Origin of the sequence: Stenotrophomonas oahuensis (assembly GCF_031834595.1) — a bacterium.
Taxonomy (GTDB): domain Bacteria; phylum Pseudomonadota; class Gammaproteobacteria; order Xanthomonadales; family Xanthomonadaceae; genus Stenotrophomonas; species Stenotrophomonas oahuensis.
On sequence record NZ_CP115541.1, the window covers coordinates 874,805 to 899,525 of the forward strand.

Consider the following 24,721-nt stretch of genomic DNA (forward strand, 5'->3'; position numbering starts at 1 on the left):
CTCCCGGTGGCCCGGGTGCGGGGGTATTGTAAAGCGCCTTTCCACAAACCCCAGGAGACCCCCATGTCACTTGCCCATGGCTATGCCGTGCATGACAACCAGGCCCCGCTGGTGCCGTTCACCTTCGAACGCCGCGCGGTCGGTGCCGATGACGTGCGCATCCAGATCCTCTACAGCGGCATCTGCCACTCCGACCTGCACCAGGCCCGCGACGACTGGGGCGGCGCGCTGTTCCCGATGGTCCCGGGCCACGAGATCATCGGCCGGGTCACCGAGGTCGGTGCAAACGTCACCCGCTTCAAGGTCGGCGATTTCGCCGGCGTGGGGTGCATGGTCGACTCGTGCCGTCACTGCGATGCGTGCGAACACGACCTGGAGCAGTACTGCGAAAAGGGCCCGACCTACACCTACAACAGCAAGGAACGCGGCGCCGACCAGCTGACCTACGGCGGCTATTCCGACCACGTGGTGGTGGAACAGCGCTTCGTGGTGAAGGTCTCTGAAAAGCTCGACCTGAAGGCCGCTGCACCGCTGCTGTGTGCGGGCATCACCACCTACTCGCCGCTGCGTCACTGGAAGGTCGGTCCCGGCCAGAAGGTCGGCGTGATCGGTCTGGGTGGCCTTGGCCACATGGGCGTGAAGTTCGCCAAGGCGATGGGTGCGACCGTGGTGATGATCACCACCACCCCGGAAAAGGGTGCGGACGCCAAGCGTCTTGGCGCGGATGAAGTCCTGGTCTCGCGCGACCCGGCGCAGATGAAGGCACACGCGGGCAGCTTCGATTTCCTGCTCAACACCATCCCGGTCAGCCACGACACCAACCCGTACATGTCGCTGCTCAAGCGTGACGCCACCATGTGCCTGGTCGGCGTGATCACCGAACTGGACCCGCCGCTGTACGGCTCCAGCGTGATCTTCGGCCGCAAGCACGTGACCGGCTCGGCGATCGGCGGCATGGCCGAAACCCAGGAAATGATGGACTTCTGTGCCGAACACAACATCGTCAGCGACGTGGAAGTGATCGACATCAAGACCGTCAACGAAGCCTGGGCGCGCATGGCGAAGAACGACGTGCGTTATCGCTTCGTGATCGATATGGCGACATTGGCGGCATGAAGCGCAAGGCGTAGAAGCCTTCGTCTGCTGTTCTACGTGCTTGGGGCGGCGGGCACGGGGGTACGGGACACGCCGTGAACCCATCCATGGGGGCTCGTCGAAAACATCCATGTTTTCAACGGTCCCGTACCCCCGCACCCGCCACCCCGAGAGAGTTGGTCGGTAGCCTAAGAACAGCAAAAAGCCGGCCATTGGCCGGCTTTTTTTTGCAATTCGATCCGCATTGCGCGATCCATCGGGGGAGGCCATCGGGTAGCCCCCGGAGAGACACTCCACGGCATGGATGCCGTGGAGTAGCCTACATGGACGTACTTGCGGCGTGTCTCGGAGCGGGGCTGCCCGATGGCCTCCCCACACTGAACAATGAAAACGCTGCTTTTGTTGCAGAGACCAAATCAGTACGCGAACTGCGAGAACACCGGGTCCACGTTCTGGTTCCACTCGCCGTGGTACAGCGCCAGCTTGCGTTCGGCCGGGGTCAGGCCGGACTCGACGATTTCCTGCAGGACGTCGAGGAAATGGCTCTCATCCTGGCCGTCGGCATTGCGTGCGGCGCGGCGCTGCAGGCCGGCCACTGCGATCTTCACTGCCTCGCGGGCCAGGTCGCGCACGGTGCCGTTGCGGAACGGCAGGTTCATGGCCTGGCGCGGCACGCCGTCGCGTAGCGCATGACGCTCGAGCAGACTGAAGTCCTTGACCAGATCCCACGCCGCGTCCAATGCAGTCTCGTCGTACAGCAGGCCCACCCAGAACGCCGGCAACGCACACAGGCGGCTCCACGGGCCGGCGTCGGCACCGCGCATTTCCAGGTACTTCTTCAGGCGCACTTCCGGGAACGCGGTGGTCATGTGGTCGGACCAGTCGCGCAGCGTCGGCAGCGCACCCGGCAGCACCGGCAGCTTGCCCTGCATGAAGTCGCGGAAGCTCTGTCCACTGGCATCGTGATAGACGCCATCGCGGTAGGAGAAGTACATCGGCACGTCGAGCAGGTAGTCCACATAGCGCTCGTAACCGAAACCGTCTTCGAACACGAAGTCCAGCATGCCGGTGCGGTCGGCGTCGGTGTCGGTCCAGATGTGCGAACGGTAGCTGAGGTAACCGTTCGGCTTGCCCTCGGTGAACGGCGAATCGGCGAACAGCGCCGTGGCAATCGGCTGCAACGCCAGCGACACGCGGAACTTCTTCACCATGTCCGCTTCGGTGGCGTAATCCAGGTTGACCTGCACCGTGCAGGTGCGGGTCATCATGTCCAGGCCCAGCTGGCCCACCTTCGGCATGTACTCGCGCATGATCCGGTAGCGGCCCTTCGGCATCCACGGCATGTCCGCACGCGACCACTTCGGCTGGAAGCCCATGCCCAGGAAGCCCAACTGCAGTTCCGCCGCCACCTGTGCCACCTCGTTGAGGTGGGTGCCGGTTTCCACGCAGGTCTGGTGGATGCTTTCCAGTGCCGCGCCAGACAGCTCCAGCTGGCCTGCCGGTTCCAGCGTCACCGATGCGCCGTCACGGACCAGCGCGATGGTGCGGCCGCCTTCCTGCACGGGCTCCCAGTTGAAGCGGGTCAGCCCGTTGAGCAGCGCCTCGATGCCGCGGTCGCCGTCGAACGTCGGCGGACGCAGGTCATCCAGGCGGAAGCCGAACTTCTCGTGTTCGGTGCCGATGCGCCAGTGCGCCTTGGGCTTCTCGCCGGAGGCCAACGTGGCGACCAGTTCATTGCGGTCGGTGATCGGCGTCTCGGCGACGTGGCTGGGGCTCGACAAGGGCAGGCTCGCAGAATTCGGGGCGGGGGAACGGGATGTGGGGCTGGGGGCCCGGCATCGCAAGGGCGCACTATATCGTGGTGCCCGCGTGCATCGTGTCACCGTGGCGGGTTGCTGCATTCCACCGGATGCCCCTTGACGCTGCCCCGGGCCGCGCCGGGCCGCCTACACTGTGGGCATGGCACTCACTCCCACCCTGCCCGACCCCGGCCTGCTGGCCGAGATTGCCACCCTGGCCGACTGCCAGCGTGCCGAGGGCTATGCCTGCATCACCGCCCGGCGCGAACACGGCGCGTCATCGGTGGAGATTCCACAGCCGCAGTTCGCCATTCTGCTGCAGGGGCGCAAACAGGTCAGTACCGCGCAGCAGTCAATGACCTTCGTGCCCGGCGATCTGTTCCTGATCACCCAGCGCTGCCGTATCGATGTGGTCAACATCCCCGACCCGGCCAGCGGCCTTTACCTGAGCGCGATTGTGCCGCTGTGCAGTGAAGCGCTGAGCGCGGCGCGCACGCTCTGGAACGAACCGCTGCCCGCTGCCGGCCTGCCGCTGGCACAACTGGCGCTGGATGCACATGCCGACACCCTGCGACAGTGGCGTGCGGCACTGGAACGTGGCCACTACACCGAAGCACGGCTGGCCTTGGCTACCTTGATCGTGGCGTTCTGCCGCGGTGGCCACGGCAGCCTGCTGCTGGCCCCGGAGCCGAGCCTGGGCGAACGCCTGCGTGATCTGATCGCTGCCCAGCCCGAGCGCGACTGGCAGTCGCATGACTTTGAAAGTCACCTCGGCATGAGCGGGGCCACCCTGCGCCGACGCCTGGCCAGCGAGCAGCTGAGCGTGCGTGAACTCATTGCCGACGCGCGCCTGGCCTATGCCATGCAACTGCTCTACACCACCCGCCTGCCGCTGAAGACGGTGGCCGCGCGCGTAGGGTATCGCTCGCTGGGCAGTTTCAACCGGCGCTTCGCTGCCCGCTATGGACTGGACCCGGCGGAGATTGGCAACAGCTGAGGTCGGCGAGCAGTTTGCGCGGCATTGTGAGCGCATCACGCGAAAGGATGCCGGCAGCATGGGGCTGTCGCGGCGGTGCCGCATTGCCAGGAGGCTTTCATGGCCGGTTTTTCAATTCGTGGGTTGGTCTGCTTTGTTGCCGGGCATGGCCCGGCACTACTGTTGGCGGGGGTGGCACAGGCTGCGACAGGCCATGTGGTCGAACAGCAGGTGCCAGGTGTTTACCACCAGCAGATCGGCACCTTGCAGGTCACGGCCCTGTTCGATGGCACCGTGGCGCTGGGCCGGCAGGAACTGGTCGGCATTGAACCCGGCGCGGTGACCCGCCTGCTCGATCACCGCTACGTGCCCGAAGACGGCAAGGGCCTGCAGACCGCGGTCAATGCCTATCTGGTGCAAAGCGGCCGGCATCTGACCCTGGTCGATACGGGCACAGCACAGTGCTTCGGTCCCGGCCTGGGCCAGGTGCTGGGCAATCTACGCGCGGCCGGTTATGACCCGGCCGAGGTCGACGATGTGCTGCTGACCCACGCCCACCCGGACCACCTGTGTGGCCTGCTCGATGCCAATGGCAAAGCGGCCTACCCCAACGCCACGGTGTGGCTGTCGCAAACCGACGCGGACTATTGGTTGAACCCGGCCAGCGAGGCGACCGCACCGCAAGGGGTGCGCTTCGCCTTCGCCCTGGCCCGCAAAGCCGTCGCGCCGTATGACGCCGCCGGCAAGGTCAGGCGCTTCAGCGCAGGGCAGGCACTGCCTACCGGTGTGACCGCACTGGACAGCCAGGGCCACACCCCCGGCCATGTGTCCTGGCAGCTGGACGGCGGCAGCCAGCAGCTGCTGGTGTGGGGCGACATCGTGCACTTCCACGCGGTGCAGTTCGCGCAGCCAACGGCCAGCTATGAGGCTGATAGCGACAGGACTGCGGCGATTGCCAGCCGCCGCGCGATGATGACGCAGGCGGCCGACCACGGCTGGTGGGTGGCGGGTGCGCACCTGCCCTTCCCGGGATTGGGTCATGTGCGACACGAAGGCGACGCCTTCGCGTGGGTCCCGGGCGAATTCGCGCCGTTGCCGGCGCGGTGATTGCGAGGGTATCGACCAACGGTCGATACCTACCGGTGGTAGCGCCCGACCGTTGGTCGGGCGGTCACGGTCATGCGGCCTCGGGGGCCGGCTTGTTCAAACCCAGCCAGCCACCGATGATGCCGCGCGCCTCGTCCACGCCCTGGCGGGCCGGGCCGGAGAAGGTCTGCACGCTCACGGTGTCGCCGAACGAGGACTGCAGGTCCTTGCGGACCTTCTGCAGGGCAATGCCCTGCTGGCCACGGCCGAGCTTGTCGGCCTTGGTCAGCAGCGCGTGCGCCGGCAGGCCGCGCTGCACGGCATAGCCCAGCATCTGCCGGTCGTAGTCCTTCAGCGGGTGACGGATGTCCATCACCACCACCAGCCCGCGCAGGGCCTCGCGGGTGCGGAAGTACTGGTCGATGAAGGCCTGCCAATGCGCCTGCAGGTCCAACGGCACCTTGGCATAGCCGTAACCGGGAAGATCGACCAGCTTGGCCTCCGGGGTGACCTCGAAGAACACCAGCTGCTGGGTGCGGCCGGGGGTCTTGGAGACCCGGGCCAGGCTGTTCTGGCGGGTCAGGGCATTGAGGGCGCTGGACTTGCCAGCATTGGAGCGACCGGCAAAAGCCACTTCGGCCCCGACGTCGTCCGGCAATTGCCGGATGTTGTGGGCCGAAAGCAGGTAATGGGCGCGTTCTAGGAGCAGTGACATGTGCATAGGATCGCATGTCCGGGCCGGATGCGCCGCTGCCGGGCGGTTTTTGCCGCACTGCCGCGTTGACCCCGGCGCAAACCGGCATGGATAATCGGCCGATCCCCGCGGGTGCACCCTGTACCTGCCAGGCCGGTCCACACGGAGCTTCCGCATGCGCCATGCTCGCGTTCTTGCCGTTTCCGCTGTTGCTGTATCGCTGTTGGCCGCTGTTGCGGTCGCCCAGACCTCGATCACCCCGTTGCCCGACAACGCGCCGGTGAAGACCGCCTCGCTCGAGGTTGATTTCAGCAAGACCACCTGGGGTGACCCCAAGGCCGGCCAGACCAAGGCCGCGGCCTGTGCGGCCTGTCATTCGGCCGACGGCAACTCCACGGTGGAGATGTACCCCAGCATTGCCGGCCAGAGCGAACGCTACGTGGCCCAGCAGATCGCGCTGATCGCCAACGGCCAGCGCAGTTCCGGTGCCGCGGCAGCGATGGTGCCGTTCGTGCAGGACCTCACCCCGCAGGACATGCGCGACATTGGTGCCTTTTTCTCCACGCAGAAGGCCAGCGCCGGGCTCGCCGACGACGGCGTGGTCGCCGAAGGCCCCTACAAGGGCCTGAAGTTCTACGAGATCGGCCAGCAGCTCTATCGCGGCGGCGACGCCCAGCGCGGCATTCCGGCCTGCATGGCCTGCCACGGGCCCACCGGGGCCGGTAATCCGGGCCCGGCCTACCCGCACATTGGCGGCCAGCACGCCAGTTATGTGGCGCGCCGGCTGCAGGAGTACCAGGCCGGGGTGACCCAGGAAACCGACAAGGCCCACTTCCAGATCATGGCCAGCATTGCCAAGTCGTTGACCGAACAGGAAATCCAGGCACTGGGCAGCTACCTGCAGGGGCTGCACAACCGTGCCGACGACGTCGCTGGCGTGCCTGCCCGCGCGCCCTGAACCGTTCGCCCGCGACCGACGGCAGGTGCGCCTGCCGCTTCGGCAGGGTATGTTCCCCTTCACGCCGGCATCAGGCCGGCGTTGTTTTTTCCGATGGAGATGGATGTTGAAGACGTTGATCCCGCGCCTGATGCTGTTGCTGCTGGCTGTGACCCCGCTGGCCGCACTGGCCACCCCCGCCGCGCCGCTGGTCGAAGGCACCGACTACAAGGTGCTGGCCCAGCCCGGCACGTTCGCCCCCGCTGCGGGCAAGATCGAAGTAGTGGAGGTGTTCGGCTATACCTGCCCGCATTGCGCGCATTTCGAACCGAAGCTGGAAGCCTGGGCGAAGAAGCTGCCCAAGGACGTCCGCTTCACTCCGGTGCCGGCCGCGTTCGGCGGGCCGTGGGATTCGTTCGCCCGTGCCTACTACGCCGCCGAAGAGATGGGCGTGGCCCAGCGCAGTCATGCGGCCATGTTCAAGGCACTGCACGAGCAGGGTTCGCTGCCGATGCAGAACATCGCGCCGGACGAACTGGCGACGTTCTACCAGGCGTATGGCGTTGAACCGGAGAAGTACATCGCAGCGCTGAAGAGCGATGCGGTGGAACAGAAGCTGGCCGCTGCACGCGCCTTCGCCCGCCGCACCCAGATTCCCGGCACGCCGTCGATGATCGTCAACGGCAAGTACCTGGTTACCGGTGATACCTTCGACGACCAGCTGCGCATCGCCAGCGCCCTGATCGCCCGCGAACGCGCCGGCAAGGCTCGCTGAACCGTCACACCTCCTGCACGCGGCGGTGCGCCGACCGCGTGTCATCATTTCCCCCTGGCCGGCGCATGACGCACCGGCCTTCCCCTGCTCAATTGCTGGAGATGCTTCCATGAAGACCCGTTTCGCCCTCGCCCTGATGGCTCTGCTGCCGATCCTGGCCGCCTGCCAGGCCAAGGACGGCACCGAGAACACCGCCACCCCGGCAGCCCCGGCCACCACCGAGGCCCCGGCGGAAGCCACCCCGGACACCACCGCGGCCAGCGGCGAGACGGCAGCAGCGGAAACCGCAGCGGCCGAAGCGGGCGCACAGGCTGAGACCACCGCGCCGGCAGCGGCACCGGCAGCGTCCAAGCCGGTCGGCCCGGAGCCGGTGGAAGGCACCGACTACGTGGCACTAAAAGCGGGCGCGCCGTTCGCCCCGGCCACCGGCAAGATTGAAGTCGCCGAGATCTTCGGCTTCGTCTGCCCGGCCTGCAATGCGTTCCAGCCGAAGATCGCGGCGTGGAAGGCCGGCCTGCCGAGCGACGTCAACTTCGTCTATGTGCCGGCCATGTTCGGCGGCACCTGGGACAACTACGCCAAGGCCTTCTACGCTGCGCAGAACCTGGGCGTTGAAGAAAAGACCCACGACGCGCTGTACGCCGCGATCCACGTCACCCAGGAGCTGAAGGGCGAACGCGGTCGTGATTCCGTGGAAGACATCGCCGCCTTCTACGCCAAGCACGGCGTGGACGCGAAGAAGTTCCTGGCCGAAATGAACGGCTTCTCGGTCAACGGCCAGACCAACAAGGCCAAGCAGTTCGCGCAGCGCAGCGAGATCACCGGCACCCCGTCGGTCATCGTCAATGGCAAGTACCTGGTCAAGGGCAAGAGCTTTGACGACATGCTGCGCATTGCCGACCACCTGATCGCCCGCGAGCGCGCTGCCAAGGGCGGCTGAGTTCGAACGCAACAAGAGAAACCGTGGTGACAACCCCCAACACCCGGACCCTGCGTCTGCTGACGGCCAACATCCAGGCCGGCTCCAGTACCCGCCGGTACAGCGACTACGTGACCCGCAGCTGGTCACATGCGCTGCCGGCGGGACGCAAACGGTCCAGCCTGGATGCAATTGCCCAGCTGGCCCGTGGTCATGACATCGTCGGCCTGCAGGAGGCCGACCCCGGCAGCCTGCGCTCGGGCTTCACCAACCAGACCCACTACCTGGCCGAGCGCGCCGGCTTCAACTACTGGAGCCACCAGCCGAACCGCCGCATGGGCGGGGTGGCCTCCAGTGCCAATGGCCTGCTCAGCAAGCTGGAGCCGGTCGAAGTCCAGGACCACGCCCTGCCCGGCCGCATTGGCGGGCGCGGCGTGTTGCTGGCCAAGTTCGGCGAAGGCAACGAAGGCCTGCTGGTGGCCGTGGCGCACCTGTCACTGGGCACGAATTCTCGGATGTCGCAGTTGGCTTTCATCGGCGAGCTGTTGAGCGACCATCCCAATGCCGTGCTGATGGGCGACTTCAACTGCCTGGCCGACCGTCCGGAAATGCAGGCGCTGTACCAGAAGACCACCCTGCAGCCCCCGGGCTGCGCGGTGCCGACCTTCCCCAGCTGGCGGCCGGATCGGGCGATTGACCATATCCTGCTGAGCAGCAATCTGCAGCAGCGCAGCGCAGAAGCGGTACCGGCGGCGTATTCGGATCACCTGGCGCTGGCGATGGAGATTGAAGTGCCAGCGCACGTGGTGCGCTAGGCAACGCCTGGATCTGGCATCGCGGCGGTCAGGTATTGATCGGCATCTGCGTCGGCTTTGCGGTCAACGTGCTGCCCACCGACGCCATGACCGTGCACCCAATCGCTGCCCACTGCAGCGCGGTCAGATGCTCGGCGAGCAACCCCATCGCCAGCAACGCGGCCACCGCCGGCTCCATGCTGATCAGAATGCCGAACGTCTCCTTCGGCAGCCGCTTGAGCGCCATCATCTCCAGCCACATCGGAATCGCGCTGGAGACAATCGCCACGCCGAGCCCGAACAGCAGGATCCTCGGGTCCAGCAACGCCGCACCCGCATGCGCCACGCCGACCGGCACCACCACCAGCGCGGCAGCACACATGCCCAGTGACACGGTGTGCCCGGCCGGCAGATGCCCGGCGCGCTTGCCGAAGATGATGTACATCGCCCAGCACGCCGCCGCGCCCAGCGCGAACATCACCCCGGTGGGGTCCAGCGGCTCGCCGTGACCCAGTGGCAGCAACAGCAGCAGCCCGGCCACCGCGCAAGCCACCCACACAAAATCGATCGGCCGGCGCGATGACCACATCGCCACCGCCAGCGGACCGCAGAATTCAATCGCCACCGCGATCCCGAACGGGATCGTACGCAGGGCCATGTAGAACAGCAGGTTCATCGCGCCGAGGGTCAGGCCATAGCGCAGAATCGCGCCGCCATCGGTGCGGCTGGTGGTCCAGCGCCACGGTCGGAATACCGCCAGCAGGACCAGTGCGGAGAAGCCGACGCGCAGCGCGCTGGTGCCTTGGGCACCGATCAAGGGAAACAGTTGTTTGGCGAACGAGGTGCCGACCGCGAGTGCGGTGACGGAGCCCAGGACGGCCAGAACGGGAAGCAGGGAGGCGTGGCGGGAGGTCGACATCGCGGGAGGATAGAGCCGAATGGGTGGCTCGACCACATCTGGTGTCGGATCTGCCGTAGTGACACGCCATGCGTGTCATCGCGGTGCCAGATACCACGCGGTGACACGCATGGCGTGTCACTACGGGCCTTTTACCGCCGCTTCGATGCCAGCCACATCAATCTTCGTCATTGTCATCATCGCCTCGAACGCGCGCTTGGCCACCGCCGGATCGCTGCTGGTAAACGCCTCGGTCAGCGCTCGCGGGGTGATCTGCCAGGACAGCCCCCACTTGTCGCGGCACCAGCCACAGGCACTTTCCTGCCCACCGTTGCCGACAATGGCATCCCAGTAGCGGTCAGTCTCGGCCTGATCATCGGTGGCGACCTGGAACGAGAACGCCTCGCTGTGCTTGAACGCAGGCCCGCCGTTCAAGCCGATGCAGGGAATGCCCAGCACGGTGAAATCCACGGTCAGCACATCCCCCGCCTTGCCGGCCGGGTAATCCGACGGGGCGCGGTGTACCGCGTTGACCGCGCTGTCCGGGAAGGTGGCTGCATAGAAAGTGGCCGCGTCCAGCGCGGTGCCGTCGTACCAGAGACAGATCGTGTTCTTGGCAATCATCAGGGCGCTCCCGCCGGTGGAATGCCCGCCATCCTGCCCCCCAGGATGTTAAGACCGGGCCAGAAGCGCGACTGGGTGTCGCATTGCGCCTGACAATGATTCGCATTAACATAGTGTGATCCCGTTCGCACCAGGAAGGCGCGGCGGCGATCAGTAGCGAGCCCGGTGCTTTGGATTCAAGGCCCAGCCACGACCTGCCCCCACCTATTTCGCGCACCGCCTGGCTCAGCGTGGAGAGTTGCCTGGCGCGCGCCGCTGCCCAGGAACCGCTGATGACCCGTCGCACCGCTGTGCTGTCCCGCCGCCTGCCCCACCACCGCCTGCCGCAGGCGCTGCTGGTCGCGCTGGCCACCTTCGCTGCTGCCCCGGCCTTTGCCCAGGACAGCACCGACGCCACCACCCTGGACAAGATCGTGGTCAAGGGCGAGCGCGCGGAAGGCTTCTCGGTTCGCCGCACCTCGGCCGGCACCCGCTTCAATCTCGCCCCGCGCGAGATTCCGCAGTCGATCAGCATCATCAGCCACCAGCGCATCGAGGACCAGAACCTCGACGACATCCTGGACGTCCTCAGCAACACCACCGGCGTGAGCAGCACCCAGTCCGACACCGAGCGCACCGAGTTCTACGCGCGCGGCTTCTACATCGACAGCTACCAGTTCGACAACCTGCCGACCCAGATGGTGCAGAACTGGAGCTACGGCGATTCCGGCCTGGATCTGGCCATCTATGACCGCGTGGAAATCGTGCGCGGCTCCACCGGCCTGCTGACCGGCGCGGGCAACCCGTCGGCCTCGGTCAACCTGATCCGCAAGCACGCCGACAGCGCCGAGCTGACCGGCAGCGTGTCGGTCAACGTGGGCAGCTGGGGCCGCACCCGCAGCACCGTTGACGTGACCACCCCGCTGAACAAGAGCGGCTCGGTGCGCGCGCGCGTGATCGGCAGCTACCTGGACACCGAATCGCAGATGGACCGCTACGACCAGCACAAGACGCTGGGCTATGCGGTGATCGACGCCGACCTGACCCCGGACACCCAGCTGAGCGTGGGCTACGACTACCAGCAGAAGCGCGCCAACGGTGCCACCTGGGGCGGCTTCCCGATGCTGTACTCCGACGGCAGCTCGACCGGTTACGACGAATCGTTCAATTCGGCCGCCAAGTGGACCTACTGGGACACCACCAGCAAGCGCGCGTTCGCCACGTTGGAGCACGACTTCAATGAGGACTGGATGGTCCGCATCGGCGCGACCCACGACGAAACCAAGGCCGACGACAAGCTGTTCTACCCGGCCTACAACGACTGGGTCACCGGTGCCTCGCTGTTCGACAAGAACACCGGTGCCGGCATCTCGCCGTCGGCGGGCTTCTACAACACCGAGCGCAAGGTCAGCGCGGTGGACGGCTACTTCAGTGGCGCGTTCGAGCTGTTCGGCCTGAAGCATGAAGTCATGGGTGGCCTGAGCTACAACAAGCGCGACTACGCCAACTACGGCGACTACCAGATCGATGGCGCGGGCCTGACCTGGGACCCGTTCTCCAGCTACCTGAACTGGAACGGCGACATCAGCGAGCCGAACTGGAACCCCCTGGCGCTGGCCAGCGAGGGCACCATCACCCAGAAGGCCGCCTACGCCGCGACCCGCCTGTCGCTGGCTGAGCCGCTGAAGCTGATCCTGGGCGCGCGCTACACCGATTGGAAGAGCGAAGGTGAAGGTGCGGACCGTTCGCACAAGGTCACCACCCCGTATGCCGGCCTGGTGTACGAGATCAATGACACCTGGAGCACCTACGGTTCGTACACCGAGATATTCCAGCCGCAGATGCTGAAGAACCAGCAGGGCGGTTTCCTGGATCCAGTGGATGGCAAGAGCTACGAAGTCGGCGTCAAGGCCGCGTGGTTCGACGATCGCCTGAATGCCTCGGCCGCCGTGTTCCGCATCGAGCAGGACAACGTCGGTCAGGCCACCAACATTCCGGTCAATGGCAGCTTGAATGAGTTCGCCTACATCGGCGCACGTGGCACCGTCAGCCGCGGCTTCGAAGTGGAAGTGAACGGTGAGCTGGCCCCGGGCTGGAACGCCAGCTTCGGTGCATCGCGTTACGTGGCCAAGGACATCAACGGCACCGACATCAACACCCGTCTGCCGCAGACTGCGATCAAACTGTTCACCAGCTACACCCCGCAGTCGATGACCGACCTGACCATCGGTGGTGGTGCCAACTGGCAGAACCGCATCTACTACCCGGTGCCGGCGTACGGCCAGATCGAACAGGGTGGCTATGCGTTGGTGAATGCCTTCGTGCGTTACCGCCTGGCTCCCCAGTTCAGCGTGCAGGCCAATCTGAACAACCTGCTGGACAAGAAGTACCTGTCGCAGGTGAATGGCTATGGTGCCTACGGCGACGAGCGTAACGGTTCGATCACGTTCACCTGGTCGTTCTGATTCGTGGTTGCCGGGCACGGCCCGGCACTACGGAACGATCCACATGGTTGCCGGGCAAGCCCGGCACTACGCAAGGCCGGGGACTTACCCGGCCTTGTGCATTTTCGGGCCGGTATTCTTACCGTCCCGGTGACAGCACTTCTTCGGATGCCTCCGGCATGCCCGCGCCCTACCCTGCCCGGACCTTCCCGCGCAGGATGATTCACATGGCCGCCCAGAAACCGAACATTCTGTTCGTGATGGCCGATGACATCGGCTGGTTCAACATCAGCTGCAACAACAACGGCGTGATGGGTTACCGCACGCCCAACATTGACCGCATCGCGCGCGAGGGGGCCAATTTCACCGACTTCTACGGGCAGCAGAGCTGCACCGCCGGGCGCGCCGCTTTCATCACCGGGCAGTCGCCGATCCGGACCGGGCTGACCAAGGTCGGGATGCCCGGTGCCACCCTGGGACTCAGCTTTGAAGACCCCTCCATCGGCGAGGTCATGAAGCACTTCGGCTATGCCACCGGGCAGTTCGGCAAGAACCACCTGGGCGACCGCAACGAACACCTGCCCACCGTGCACGGGTTCGATGAGTTCTTCGGCAACCTGTACCACCTCAATGCCGAAGAAGAGCCTGAGTATCCGAACTATCCCAAGGACCCTGCGTTCCGCAAGAAGTACGGTCCGCGCGGCGTGCTCAAGTGCAAGGCCATCGACAAGGACGACGCCACTGTCGAAGAACAGTTCGGCAAGGTCGGCCGGCAGCAGATCGAGAACACCGGCCCACTCACCCGCAAGCGCATGGAGAACGTGGATGAGGAGTTTCTGGAATCGGCGCTGGACTTCATCACGCGCAAGTCGACCGCCAACGAGCCGTGGTTCTGCTACTTCAATCCCACTCGCATGCACGTTTTCACGCACCTCAAGCCGTCGTCTGTCGGAGTGACCGGTCTGGGCACTTATCCGGACGGCATGGTCGAGCTGGATGGCTATGTGGGTCAGCTGCTGGACAAGCTGGAGGAACTGAAGGTCGCCGACAACACCATTGTGGTGTTCACCACCGACAATGGTGCGGAGGTCATGACCTGGCCCGACGGTGGCACCACCCCGTTCCGTGGCGAGAAAGACACCAACTGGGAAGGTGGCTGGCGCGTGCCGTGCGTGATGCGTTGGCCAGGCGTGATTGAACCCGGCCGCGTGATCAATGACATTGCCTCATTGCAGGACTTCATCCCGACCTTCGCCGCGGCCAATGGCGAACCCGAACTGGTGGAAAAGCTCAAGAAAGGCTTCAACATCGGCGGGCGCGCCTACAAGGTCCACCTGGATGGCTACAACCTGGTCCCGTTCCTTTCGGGCAAGGCCGAGGAATCTCCGCGCCAGGGCTTCATCTACTGGAGCGACGACGGCGAATGCATGGCAGTGCGTCTGGGACGCTGGAAGGTCGTGTTCTCCGAGCAGCGCAGCGAAGGCATCCATGTGTGGCGCGAGCCGCTGTCGGAAATGCGCATTCCCAAATTCTTCGACCTGCGCGCCGATCCTTTTGAACGGGGTGAAGTCAGCATCAAGTACTACGACTGGTTCATGGAGCAGAACTTCCTGCTCTATGCAGCGCCGCCGATCCTTGCGCAGTGGCTGGAGAGCTTCAAGGAGTTTCCGCCGCGCGCGCGTGCAGCCAGTTTCAGCATCGACCGCGTAATGGACGCGATGCTTCCGAAGGCGTGAAACGCGGGGCACCGGGCATGGCCCGGTGCCCCGTTGCATCAGAACCGCAGGTCCGCGCGCAGGTACCAGTAACGCCCACGCGGAATGTCATACGTGGACGCGTCATACCCGTTCAACGAGCACGACAGGCAGATCGGCGGATCCTTGTCGAAGGCGTTGTTCAGACCCGCACTCAGCTGCAGCCCCTTCATCCAGTCGATCTTATAGCCGACCTGGAAGTCGTGATACGTGGTGGCCGACAACGTGTTGGTGCCTGCCGCCTGGTCACTGCAAACGTCGAAGGTCGACGCATCGCCGCACTGTTCCTTCAGCTCGGAAATGTGCCGCACTGTCCACGATGCATTCCAAGCGCCCAGGCTCCAGCCCAGCGTTGCGTTGCTGGTCCATTCCGGAATCGAGCTGTTCACCACCTCGATACCCGGTTCCTGCGGCTGCCGTTGCCCGGCCGCACCCAGCGCCTCATAGCGGCCCACGAACGTGTTCTGCCAGCCGATCTTGAACTGGCCGATGTCGCTCTGCGGCAGCGTCCAGAACAGGTCCACATCCCAGCCGTCGGTCTTGATCGAACCGAGGTTGGTCAGGCGGTTGTTGAAGGCGCTGACCGCGCCGGTGCTGGCGCGGCTGATGCCATCGCAGTACACCGAATCCAGCGTGTCCACGCACAGATCCAGCTGGGTCTGTGCGTCGATGGCCTGGATCGCCCCTTCAATGTGGTGGCGATAGAAAGTCACTTCCACATCGAAGCGCTCGGACCATGTGGTGTTGCTGCCGAACCACGGGCTCCACACGAAGCCGGCACTGAAGCTGCGCGAACGCTCCGGGTCCAGTTCGGGGTTGCCACCGGTGGTGACCGAGATCTGCGAGTTCGCTTGCTGGAAGCCGGTCGGCACACCCAGCGCGGCGCAGTTGGCCGCGCTGCCACGCGGCGGTGTCCCGCCCAGGCCCACCGAGCAGGGATCGAACAGCTGCAGGTCGGCACGCGCCGCCGAGCCGTACAGCTCACCGATGGACGGTGCACGGAAGCCTTCCGCATAGCTGGTGCGCAGCACGAAGTCGTTGGTCACCTGCCAACGCAGGCCGTACTTGGGCGTGAACTCGCCACCAAAGGTGGAGTAGTCCGAGTAGCGTCCGGCCAGGCTCAGGTCCATCTTCGAGCCGATCTCGGTGTTGGCGAAGATCGGAACGCTCAACTCCAGGTAGGCCTCGTTGACGTCATACGAACCAGAGGTCGGCAGTGAGGGCACGCCGTTGTAGTGGCCGATCACCGTGAGCGGATCGGGGTTGTAGGAGCCTTCGTACTTGCGGTACTCGTAGCCGGTAGCGAACGACACCGGGCCGGCCGGCAGGTTGAACAGGTCGCTGCTGAGGTTGGCGGTGAACAGGCTCAGCTCGTTCTCGCTGCGGTCACGCACCACCGGCTGGATCCACTGCAGCATCGCCGGGGTGATCGTGCCCGGGCCACCGAAGATGTTCAGCGGCACGCAGCCCGGCGTGGCCGCGCATACAGCGGGGTCGCCCAGCGCCATGTTCACCTTGTAGATGTCATAGCTGCCGTAGTTGGTCTGCTCGGCCTTGTTCTTGCTGTACATGCCGTTGACGTCCCAGTACCAGCTGCGGCTGGCCGCCTCGAAATTGCCGACCAGGCCGGTAGCGAAGTACTGGGTGTTCACTTCCTGCTCGAACACGCGCGCGCCGCCTTCAACCGGGCGGCGGCCGACCATGCTCAAGTTGCTGGACGAATCCAGGTCGAAGCCGAACGGGTTGTACGGGTTCAGTGCGGAAATGACGATGTTGTCAGCCAGTGGGTTGCCGGTGGCACCGTCCGGCCCGAAGAACAGCGGTTCTGGTGCGGCCTGGTTGGTCGACTCGCGGCGGTTGCCCAGTGCCTTGATGTACCACTGCACGTTGTCGGTGATGTCAAAGCGGAACTGACCGAAGAGGCCCTTGCGCTCGGACGGGGTCAGCAGCAGGTTGTACTCGGCGAAGTTGAAGCGGTCCGCGGTGGCGAAGCAATGGTAGTCGTCGGTGCGATCACAGCCGCCCACGCCATTGAAGGTGGGGTTGGTGACCCCGCTGTTAGGCGTGATGTTGTAGGCGATGCCGGTGTTGGGATCGGTGAACATGAAACGCCCGGTGGGCGTGGCCGAACTGCCGAAGGTCAGTCCGGTGCCGGGAATCGGCACGCGTGACTGCTCACGGGTGCTGGCATACACCGGGTCCTGCTTGGTCCAGCTGGCACCGAGGAACAGGCTGTAGCGGTCGCCGCTGGTGCCCCAGGCGAGGTCAACGCCCTTCTGGGTGCCGTCGCCCTTGCTGTACTCGCCGTAATTCACGGTCACCTGGCCGCCGTCAAACTCGCGACGGGTGATGATGTTGACCACGCCACCAATGGCGTCAGACCCGTACAGCGAGGATGCGCCGTCTTCAAGCACTTCGATGCGCTCGACGATGGCCAGGGGGATGGTGTTGAGGTCGGTGGCCGCGCCCACGCCGGAGGCGGAGGACTCGTTGACCCAGCGGATGCCGTCCACCAGCACCAGCGTGCGCTTGGCCCCGAGGTGACGCAGGTCAACCTGGGCCGAACCCGCACCCACGCCGCTGCCGTCGGGGGGGAAGCCGAAGTTGCCGGAAGAGTTGAACTTGGCATTCAGGGCCGAGCCGGAACCGGTCAGCTGCTGCAGCACTTCACCGATGGAGTTCAGGCCGGTCTGCTCGATCTGCTCGCGGCTGAGGGTCTGGATCGGCACCTGGCCTTCGACTTCGGCGCGCTTGATGCGGGTGCCGGTGACGTCAACCCGGTCCAGTTCGGTGGTGGGGCGGGGTGATTCCTGGGCGCTGCCAAGCGCGGGTACAACCAACAGGCACAACGCGACAGCAACCGCCAAGGGGCGGTGATGCAGGGTGTTCATTCGCTCTCTCTCCAAAGGAATGTTGGTTTTGGTGCTGGCCTGCTCCCCCTTAGAGTCGGCCAACCCTTCCTTTGTAAACAACCTGTAAAGATGAAGGCGTGATGAAAGCCCGCTTTCACGCGGGCTTTACAAAAAAGAGCCGACCAATGGTCGGCTCCCGGTAGCGCCGGCCGTTGGCCGGCCCACGCAATGCCCTCTACCTCACGAACGTGATGCGGTCCAAATGGGTGTTGCTCGCCGCTGCCAGCACCTTGGCCATGACGTCGTATTCGGCATCCGCGCTGGTGTCGATACGCAGTACCGGCACGTTGCCAGCATTGGCCTGCGCGACGTCCTGCATGCGCGCCTGCAGTGAAGACACGGCGACCGCCTGCCCGTTCCAGAACACCTGGTTGCTGGCATCCACCCGCAGCTCGATCGGCAGGGGTGGTTCGATGGGCGGCGCAATGTCGGTACGTTGCGGGAGATTGACAGGGATCGGGCGGGCGATCATCGGTGCGGTCACGATGAAGATGATCAACAACACCAGCATGACGTCGACCAGCGGGGTGACGTTGATGTCGGCCAAGGGGCCGGAAGAGGTGGAGCCTGCTGCACTGAATGCCATGGTGAAATCCCCTTTTGTCGAACGATATGGATTCCCGGTAGCGCACGACCGTTGGTCGTGCGTCCCCGACATTACGCCTGGGCCAGTCACCTGTTCAGGGCGCGCTGAAGTTACGTTCATCCACCGGTAGGTTTACCTACGCCGGCCTTCACCCCGGCCCGCTATCCTTTCCGCATGAATCGACTTTCCCCGCTCCTGCTCAGCGCAGCCGCCGTCGCCCTGGCCGGCTCCCTTCCGGCCGCCGCACAGAACCTGGACGCGCAGCGCGCGCAGATCAAAGCCGCCATCGACAACGCCGAGCGCGGCCAGTTCGATGCCGGGCAGGCCCGCACCCTCAGCCAGCACCCGCTGTATGGCTGGCTGGAATACGCGAACCTGCGCCGCAACATCGACAGCGTGACCAGCGCACAGGCCCAGGACTTCCTGAAGCGCTACGACGGCCAAGCCGTGGCCGGCAGCTTCCGTAGTGTGTGGCTGCCTGCGGTAGCGCGCCGCCAGGACTGGCCGACCCTGCTGGCCAACTGGGCCCCCACCGACAACGTCGGTCTGCGCTGCGCGCGGCTCAACGCCCTGCAGGCGACCGGCAAGGCCGATGCCCAGTGGGTCAACGATGCCCAGGCACTCTGGAAGAGCACCGGCAAGTCGTTGCCCGATGCCTGCGACCCGGTGTTCGCGGTACTGGATGCCAAGGGGGGGCTGAGCGCGGAACTGCGCTGGGCGCGCATCGACGCCGCCGCCGACGAGCAGCAGCCGGCGGTGATGCGCAGCGCCGCGCGCGGGCTGCCGGCTGCCGACCTGGCGCTGGCCAACACCTATGCAGCCTTCGTCGACAAGCCCAACGCCAGCGCACTGAACTGGCCGCGCAACGAGCGTAGCCGGCGCATTGCCACCGATGGCCTGGCCAAACTGGCCAAGGCCGACCCGGATGCCACCGAGCAGCAGCTGCCGCAGTACGCCAACGCGCTGCAGCTGAGCCCGGCCCAGCAGGCCCAGGTGCGCTACCAGATTGCGTTGTGGACGGTGGCTTCGTATGGCCCTGAGTCCGCACGTCGGCTCAACGCCGTGCCCGATTCGGCCTATGACGAGCGCCTGCACGAATGGCGCGCCCGCGAAGCGCTGTCACGCGGCGACTGGCCGGCGGCGCTTACCGCGATCCGCAAGATGGGTCCGACCCAGCGCAACGACTCGCGCTGGCGTTACTTCGAGGCGCGCATGCTGGACAAGACCGGCAAGCGCGCCGAAGCGCAACCGCTGTTCCGCGAAGCGGCGCGCTCGGCCACCTTCCACGGCTTCCTGGCCGCAGACCAGCTGGGCTTGAACAGCTACACCCTGTGCCCGCTGGAGCCGAACGACAGCGCACAGGCACAGGCTGCCATCGCCCGTGATCCGGCCATCGTGCGCGCCATGGAGCTGTTCAAGATCGAACGCAACGGCTGGGCCGTGGCCGAGTGGAACGACGCGCTCAGCCGCTTCGACACCACCCAGCGCCGCATCGCGGTGGAGGTGGCACGCGACAACGGCTGGTTCGACCGCGCGGTGTTCTCGCTGGGCAAGACCCCGGACGAGCAGCGCCTGTACAGCCTGCGCTTCCCGCTGCATCACGACGCGGCGATCCGCCGCGAATCGGCCAAGCATGCCATCGACCCGGCCTGGGTGGCCGCTGAGATCCGCGCCGAGAGCATCTTCAATCCGAAGGCACGCTCGCCAGCCAATGCGATGGGCCTGATGCAGGTGCTGCCTGCTACCGGGGCCAGCGTGGCCAAGTCGATCGGGCTGGTGAACTACGGCGGCGCGGCCAGCCTGTACGACCCGGACACCAACATCGCGCTGGGCACCGCGTATCTGCGCCAGCTGATGAACAAGTACGACGGCCTGCCCTACGTCACCATTGCCGCCTACAACGCGGGCCCGACCCCGACCGCACGCTGGCAGTCGCAGCGCCCGGGCTTCGACCCGGACATCTGGATCGAGACCATCAGCTACAAGGAAACCCGCGAGTACGTGGCACGCATCCTGGCCTTCAGCGTGATCTACGACTGGCGCTTGAACGGCAACGCGCTGCCGGTGACCGACCGCATGAACGGCCGCCTGCAGGCCAAGCGCAAGCAGCTGACCTGCCCGACCAACGCCGAAAAAGCCGCCGATTGAGGGCACATCGGCGCGATTCGGGCAGAATGGCCGCATGAAGATCTATCTTGTCGGCGGCGCGGTGCGTGACCGCCTGCTCAATCGCACGCCCGGCGACCACGACTGGGTCGTGGTCGGTGCCACCCAGGCGCAGATGGAGGCGCAGGGCTACAAGGCCGTGGGCAAGGACTTCCCGGTATTCCTGCACCCGAAAACGGGCGAGGAATACGCACTGGCCCGCACCGAGCGCAAGTCCGGCCGTGGCTATCGCGGTTTCGTGGTCGACGCTGATCCATCGGTGACGCTGGAAGACGATCTGCTGCGCCGCGATTTCACCATCAACGCCATCGCCTGCGACGAAGCCACCGGTGCACTGGTGGACCCGTATGGCGGCACGCGTGACATCGAACAACGCGTGTTGCGTCATGTCGGCCCCGCCTTCGTCGAAGACCCCCTGCGCGTGCTGCGCGCGGCCCGCTTCATGGCGCGGTTCGCACCGCTGGGCTTTACCGTGGCTCCGGAAACCATGGACCTGATGCGCCAGATCGCCGCCAGCGGCGAACTGGATGCCCTGGTGCCCGAACGGGTCTGGCAGGAACTGCGGCGCGCCCTCACCTGCGCTCAGCCGTCGGCCTTCCTGCGCACCCTGCATGAGGCCAACGCGCTGGGTGCAGTGCTGCCGGAACTGGAAGCCCTGTATGGCGTGCCGCAGCGCGCGGAGTTCCACCCCGAAGTGGATACGGGTGTACACCAGGAAATGGTCAGCGACATGGCCGCGCAATTGGCACCGGGCGACGATCTGGTCGGCTTCGCCGCGCTCACCCACGACCTGGGCAAGGGGCTCACCCCCGAAGCGGAGTGGCCACGCCACCTGATGCACGAGCAGCGGGGTCTGGAGCCGCTGCAGGCGCTCTGCGAACGACTGAAAGTGCCGCTGGAACACCGCCAACTGGCTGAAGCGGTGTGCCGCGACCACCTCAACGTGCACCGCATCGACGAGCTGCGCGACGCCACGATTCTGGAACTGCTGGGCCGTTTCGACGCGTTCCGCCGACCCGAACGCGTCGCCCGCATCGCACTGTGCTGCGAAGCCGACAAGCGCGGCCGGCTTGGCTTTGAGGACAGCGACTACCCGCAGGGCGAAACGCTCAAGCGCGTGCATGCTGCTGCGCTGGCGGTGCAGACGCGCGACCTCGACCTGACTCATCTGAAAGGGCCGGCCATTGGCGACGCGCTGAAGCGCGCCCGCGTGCAGGCCATCAAAGCCGCGCGTCAGAAGTCGTAGCGCAGCCCGATGTTGCCTTCGATCACCTTGCGCTCCTTCTGTGCGTCACTTTCCAGATCGCGGGTGTAGTCGGCCACGGCAAACGCACTGACGTTGGCGTTGAAGCGCGCCACCACGCCCAGCCCGATCTCCAGCGCGCGCGAATCCTGATCGTTGCGGATCACGTCGCCACCAAAGTCGATGCGATCCTGGCCATCCAGTACCTGCCAGTAATTGAGTTTGAAGTAAGGCTGCCAACCGTAGCCTGCAATGTCATAGTCTCCAGACAAGCGCACGCCCAGTCGCCCGGTCCACGCGTTGTCACTTGAGAAACGCAGGGGTGACACCCGGTCCTGTGCATCGTCCAGCGAGCTGCGCTGCCAGATCACCTGCGCCTGCGGCTCCAACCACCAGGCGGATTCGCCGAACTGCAGCATCGGCTTTCCCACTTCAAGCGATGCGGTGGTGCCATCACCTTCAAAATCAATGCCCAATCCGCGTGACGACGTGGCGTCGCCATCGTAACGGCTCTGCATCACCACCACGTCCAGGTAACCGCCCGCACTGCCGACACTCGTCCAGTATGCGCCCAGATGCTTGTCATCCAGACGCGTGCGGCCAACGGCAACATTCTCCCAACCGATGGCAAGGCCAGTGACGTTGCCCTGGGCACGGGTGCGACCGACGAACAGCCCGAACTGATCGCGATGGCTGTCATCGGCATTGGCATACAGATCCAGTCCTGCCTGGATTCCCACCAGATCGCCATCGAAACCGGGGTGTGCGTCGCCTTTCCAATGCTGCTGATGACTTTGGCCAACCAGTCGCGCCCACGTGGCGCGGATCCCGCCCTGCCCAGCCAGAATGCGCTGTTCACCGTGCCGCTCATGGAACGTACCCAGGCTGGCCGTACCCATCTCGCGCAGCAGCGGCGGCAACACGGAATAGAGCCCGGTTTCCAGGCGGTAGAGGGGAATGATGTCACCCTCAGCTGGGCGCGCACCCGGGGTGGGCGGTGCGGCCAACGGTCCAGGCAGGGCGGCTGCAATGGTCGGCACCGGCGGGGGCGGCTCTTCGGCAGCGGGAGGCACGTCCGGTGGTGCTGCCGGTTCCGGGGGCGGTGCCGGTTCGGCGGCCAGCGGGTCTGGATTCTCGGGTAGGTCTGGTGACGGGGGTGGGGCCAGGTCCGGCGGCGGCGTACCCAGCGCGTCCGGTGCGGGGGGTGCCGGCGTCACCGAGCCCAGACCGAGCGGCGGGGCCGCTGCGGCGGCGGCCCCTCCGTTGACCAGCGTCGAACGCAGGTACCAGTTCTCGCCGCTGCCTGCGCTCACGCCCCCTTTGAACAGGAAATACTCGAATGCGCCGGCCGCAACCGGGTTGTACAGCGCAAAGGCATTGGCCGTGGTACTGCCACCGTTCAACGCCTGCACCACCATAATGCCGTCCGCCGTGGTGGCTGCACCCGCCCCGCCCACGTTGAGGATGCCAATGCCGGTCGTGCCGCTGGCCACGCCGTTGCTGATCACCAGCCGGTCCGAGGCTGAACTGTCGTCGCCCAGTACGGTCTGCAGGTACAACGCGCCGCCATTGCCGACGTAGTTCCCCGCTATCGTAAAGCGGTCTCCGGTGCTGCTTCCGCCGTTGCTCAGGTCGATCCGGCCTGCGCTGGCAACATTGACGGGCAATGCGGCGTTGAACGCCTCAATGCCGTTGCTGCCACCGCCCCCGTAAAGGACGCTGGTGGCATCCACGTCCAGGCGGCCGGATCCTGTGCCGGTATCGCCCAGCTTCAATGTCCCGTCGAACGTCATCTGGCTGTCGTTGGTCAGCGCCACCGACTCCCATCCGGAGAACCGCGCCACGCCGTTCGTCTTTACGTTATTCATCACCAGCGTGTCGGTGCCCAGCCCGGCATCGAAACCGGGCAGCGCGCCCAGATGCGACACATTGAGGCTGGTGAGCGTCGCGATGTCGTCGCCCTCGCCAAAGTCGACGAGACCGTGCACAACACCGCCACCGTCCCAGTCCAGACGGTCATTGCCGAAACTCAGCCGGATTTCTCCGCGCACGGTGCCACCGGTGATGGTGACCTTGTCGTCCCCGCCGCTCACACTGATGTTGCCGCCGATGTAACCGTCGGACAGCACGATCGTGTCGTTGCCGAACCCGGTGACCAGATTCCCATCAATGGTTCCACCGGACATCAGGAAGGTATTGTCTTCCAGCTTCATGTTGACGCGACCGATCCGTCCTGCGGTCATCTCAGCGTAATCACCGTCATCGAAGGCGCCGACGATACGTCCGCCGGTCATCCGGAACGTATCCAGTCCGTCGCCCTGCAGCAGCGCACCGATGGTGCCGCCCGTCATCACGAAACTGTCGATGCCAGCCCCCTGCTGCACCGTGCCGGCGATGGTGCCACCGCTGACGCTGAGCGCGTCCTGCCCATCGCCCTGATCGAGGCTGGTCATGGTGCCGTCGCGTATGGTGGCCACGTCGTCGCCGCCGCCCTGCAGTACTGCACCGGTGATGGTGCCGCCCAGCATCTCCAGCTGGTCAGCCCCGGCCCCGGTGATGATGGCTCCGGTGGTACCGCTGATCGTGCCGCGGTTGACCACGCGGGTGGCCTGGTTGGACACGATCGCAATGCCCGCAGCGGTGCTGATGGTGCCGTCGTTGGTGATCACATGTCCGCCACCGCCGTCGAACAGCACCGCGCCGCCGGTGGGCACCGCCAGCTGTGCGCCGGACTGCACGTTCAGGGTGATCGTGGCCGACCCCACCACGCTCACCACGGGAGTGGTCTGCGGGTTGGGCGCACCGGGGGTGCAGGTGACGGTCTGGCCGGCGGTGGGGGCGCTGTTGTTGTCGCAGCCTGCCCAGACCGGCGCGCTGGCGGCGATCAAGGCGGCACTGCAGACCATTCGAAGGGCGTGGCCGGTACTGATGGCCAACGGGTGCCGCTGCAACGCGATCCTGGAGCACATAACCCGATCCTTGTTCCATAGGTGGGAATACGGCTGACGCGCGGTGCCGCAGTAAAACTACGCAGCACTGG

Annotated in this window: 18 protein-coding genes; 11 read left to right on the forward strand and 7 right to left on the reverse strand. The window is 65.5% G+C overall.

Annotation, left to right across the window (positions count from 1 at the left end; genetic code table 11):
• The first annotated feature begins 63 nt into the window (after window positions 1–63).
• Complete coding sequence (locus PDM29_RS03850; protein WP_311192570.1) at window positions 64–1,116, forward strand: NAD(P)-dependent alcohol dehydrogenase; 1,053 nt, start codon at window positions 64–66, stop codon at window positions 1,114–1,116.
• 395 nt (window positions 1,117–1,511) lie between these two features.
• Here PDM29_RS03850 and PDM29_RS03855 read toward each other — a convergent pair whose 3' ends face one another.
• The gene (locus PDM29_RS03855) at window positions 1,512–2,876 is read right to left on the reverse strand and encodes a glutamate--cysteine ligase (protein WP_311192571.1); all 1,365 of its coding nucleotides are present in this window, start codon (window positions 2,874–2,876) and stop codon (window positions 1,512–1,514) included.
• Window positions 2,877–3,054: 178 nt separating this feature from the next.
• On the opposite strand from PDM29_RS03855, the gene PDM29_RS03860 reads away from it, so the two are divergent.
• Both PDM29_RS03860 and PDM29_RS03865 read left to right on the forward strand, forming a co-directional pair.
• Window positions 3,055–3,891, forward strand: coding sequence for a helix-turn-helix transcriptional regulator (locus tag PDM29_RS03860; RefSeq protein ID WP_311192572.1), 837 nt, complete (start codon window positions 3,055–3,057; stop codon window positions 3,889–3,891).
• Between the two features lie 99 nt (window positions 3,892–3,990).
• A complete protein-coding gene (locus PDM29_RS03865; protein ID WP_311192573.1) occupies window positions 3,991–4,977 on the forward strand; it encodes an MBL fold metallo-hydrolase in 987 nt (328 codons plus the stop codon).
• Between the two features lie 70 nt (window positions 4,978–5,047).
• On the opposite strand, the gene yihA is transcribed toward PDM29_RS03865, so the two are convergent.
• On the reverse strand, window positions 5,048–5,671 hold the full coding sequence (yihA, locus tag PDM29_RS03870; protein ID WP_311192574.1) for a ribosome biogenesis GTP-binding protein YihA/YsxC: 624 nt from the start codon (window positions 5,669–5,671) through the stop codon (window positions 5,048–5,050).
• A 154-nt stretch (window positions 5,672–5,825) separates the two neighbouring features.
• On the opposite strand from yihA, the gene PDM29_RS03875 reads away from it, so the two are divergent.
• The 4 genes from PDM29_RS03875 (at window position 5,826) to PDM29_RS03890 (ending at window position 9,096) form a co-directional block, all read left to right on the forward strand.
• Window positions 5,826–6,608 (forward strand): c-type cytochrome, encoded by a 783-nt coding sequence (locus tag PDM29_RS03875; RefSeq protein ID WP_311192575.1) that lies wholly within the window; start codon window positions 5,826–5,828, stop codon window positions 6,606–6,608.
• A gap of 103 nt (window positions 6,609–6,711) precedes the next feature.
• On the forward strand, window positions 6,712–7,362 hold the full coding sequence (locus tag PDM29_RS03880; RefSeq protein WP_311192576.1) for a thiol:disulfide interchange protein DsbA/DsbL: 651 nt from the start codon (window positions 6,712–6,714) through the stop codon (window positions 7,360–7,362).
• A gap of 109 nt (window positions 7,363–7,471) precedes the next feature.
• Window positions 7,472–8,302 (forward strand): thiol:disulfide interchange protein DsbA/DsbL, encoded by an 831-nt coding sequence (locus tag PDM29_RS03885; protein ID WP_311192577.1) that lies wholly within the window; start codon window positions 7,472–7,474, stop codon window positions 8,300–8,302.
• Between the two features lie 26 nt (window positions 8,303–8,328).
• The gene (locus tag PDM29_RS03890; RefSeq protein ID WP_311192578.1) at window positions 8,329–9,096 is read left to right on the forward strand and encodes an endonuclease/exonuclease/phosphatase family protein; all 768 of its coding nucleotides are present in this window, start codon (window positions 8,329–8,331) and stop codon (window positions 9,094–9,096) included.
• A 28-nt stretch (window positions 9,097–9,124) separates the two neighbouring features.
• On the opposite strand, the gene PDM29_RS03895 is transcribed toward PDM29_RS03890, so the two are convergent.
• The gene (locus PDM29_RS03895) at window positions 9,125–9,994 is read right to left on the reverse strand and encodes an EamA family transporter (RefSeq protein WP_311192579.1); all 870 of its coding nucleotides are present in this window, start codon (window positions 9,992–9,994) and stop codon (window positions 9,125–9,127) included.
• A 120-nt stretch (window positions 9,995–10,114) separates the two neighbouring features.
• Window positions 10,115–10,597 carry a VOC family protein gene (locus tag PDM29_RS03900; protein WP_311192580.1) on the reverse strand — a complete coding sequence of 161 codons (483 nt, stop codon included), beginning with the start codon at window positions 10,595–10,597 and terminating at the stop codon, window positions 10,115–10,117.
• A 272-nt stretch (window positions 10,598–10,869) separates the two neighbouring features.
• Between PDM29_RS03900 and fhuE the strand changes: the two genes are divergently transcribed.
• Both fhuE and PDM29_RS03910 read left to right on the forward strand, forming a co-directional pair.
• Window positions 10,870–13,041 carry a ferric-rhodotorulic acid/ferric-coprogen receptor FhuE gene (fhuE, locus tag PDM29_RS03905; protein WP_311192581.1) on the forward strand — a complete coding sequence of 724 codons (2,172 nt, stop codon included), beginning with the start codon at window positions 10,870–10,872 and terminating at the stop codon, window positions 13,039–13,041.
• A 206-nt stretch (window positions 13,042–13,247) separates the two neighbouring features.
• Window positions 13,248–14,756, forward strand: a complete 1,509-nt coding sequence (locus tag PDM29_RS03910) for an arylsulfatase (protein ID WP_311192582.1) — start codon at window positions 13,248–13,250, stop codon at window positions 14,754–14,756.
• A 38-nt stretch (window positions 14,757–14,794) separates the two neighbouring features.
• Here the strand turns inward: PDM29_RS03910 and PDM29_RS03915 are convergent, their stop codons facing one another.
• A complete protein-coding gene (locus PDM29_RS03915) occupies window positions 14,795–17,665 on the reverse strand; it encodes a TonB-dependent receptor plug domain-containing protein (RefSeq protein WP_311192583.1) in 2,871 nt (956 codons plus the stop codon).
• 196 nt (window positions 17,666–17,861) lie between these two features.
• Window positions 17,862–18,272 (reverse strand): ExbD/TolR family protein, encoded by a 411-nt coding sequence (locus PDM29_RS03920; protein ID WP_311192584.1) that lies wholly within the window; start codon window positions 18,270–18,272, stop codon window positions 17,862–17,864.
• 174 nt (window positions 18,273–18,446) lie between these two features.
• Here PDM29_RS03920 and PDM29_RS03925 point away from each other — a divergent pair, with 174 nt between their 5' ends.
• Window positions 18,447–20,420 carry a transglycosylase SLT domain-containing protein gene (locus PDM29_RS03925; protein WP_311192585.1) on the forward strand — a complete coding sequence of 658 codons (1,974 nt, stop codon included), beginning with the start codon at window positions 18,447–18,449 and terminating at the stop codon, window positions 20,418–20,420.
• Window positions 20,421–20,454: 34 nt separating this feature from the next.
• Window positions 20,455–21,684: a multifunctional CCA addition/repair protein gene (locus PDM29_RS03930; RefSeq protein ID WP_311192586.1), complete on the forward strand. Its 1,230-nt coding sequence runs from the start codon at window positions 20,455–20,457 to the stop codon at window positions 21,682–21,684.
• Here the strand turns inward: PDM29_RS03930 and PDM29_RS03935 are convergent.
• Window positions 21,672–24,650 carry an autotransporter family protein gene (locus tag PDM29_RS03935; protein WP_311192587.1) on the reverse strand — a complete coding sequence of 993 codons (2,979 nt, stop codon included), beginning with the start codon at window positions 24,648–24,650 and terminating at the stop codon, window positions 21,672–21,674. The two genes, PDM29_RS03930 and PDM29_RS03935, sit on opposite strands and share 13 nt — an antisense overlap.
• Window positions 24,651–24,721: the final 71 nt, after the last annotated feature.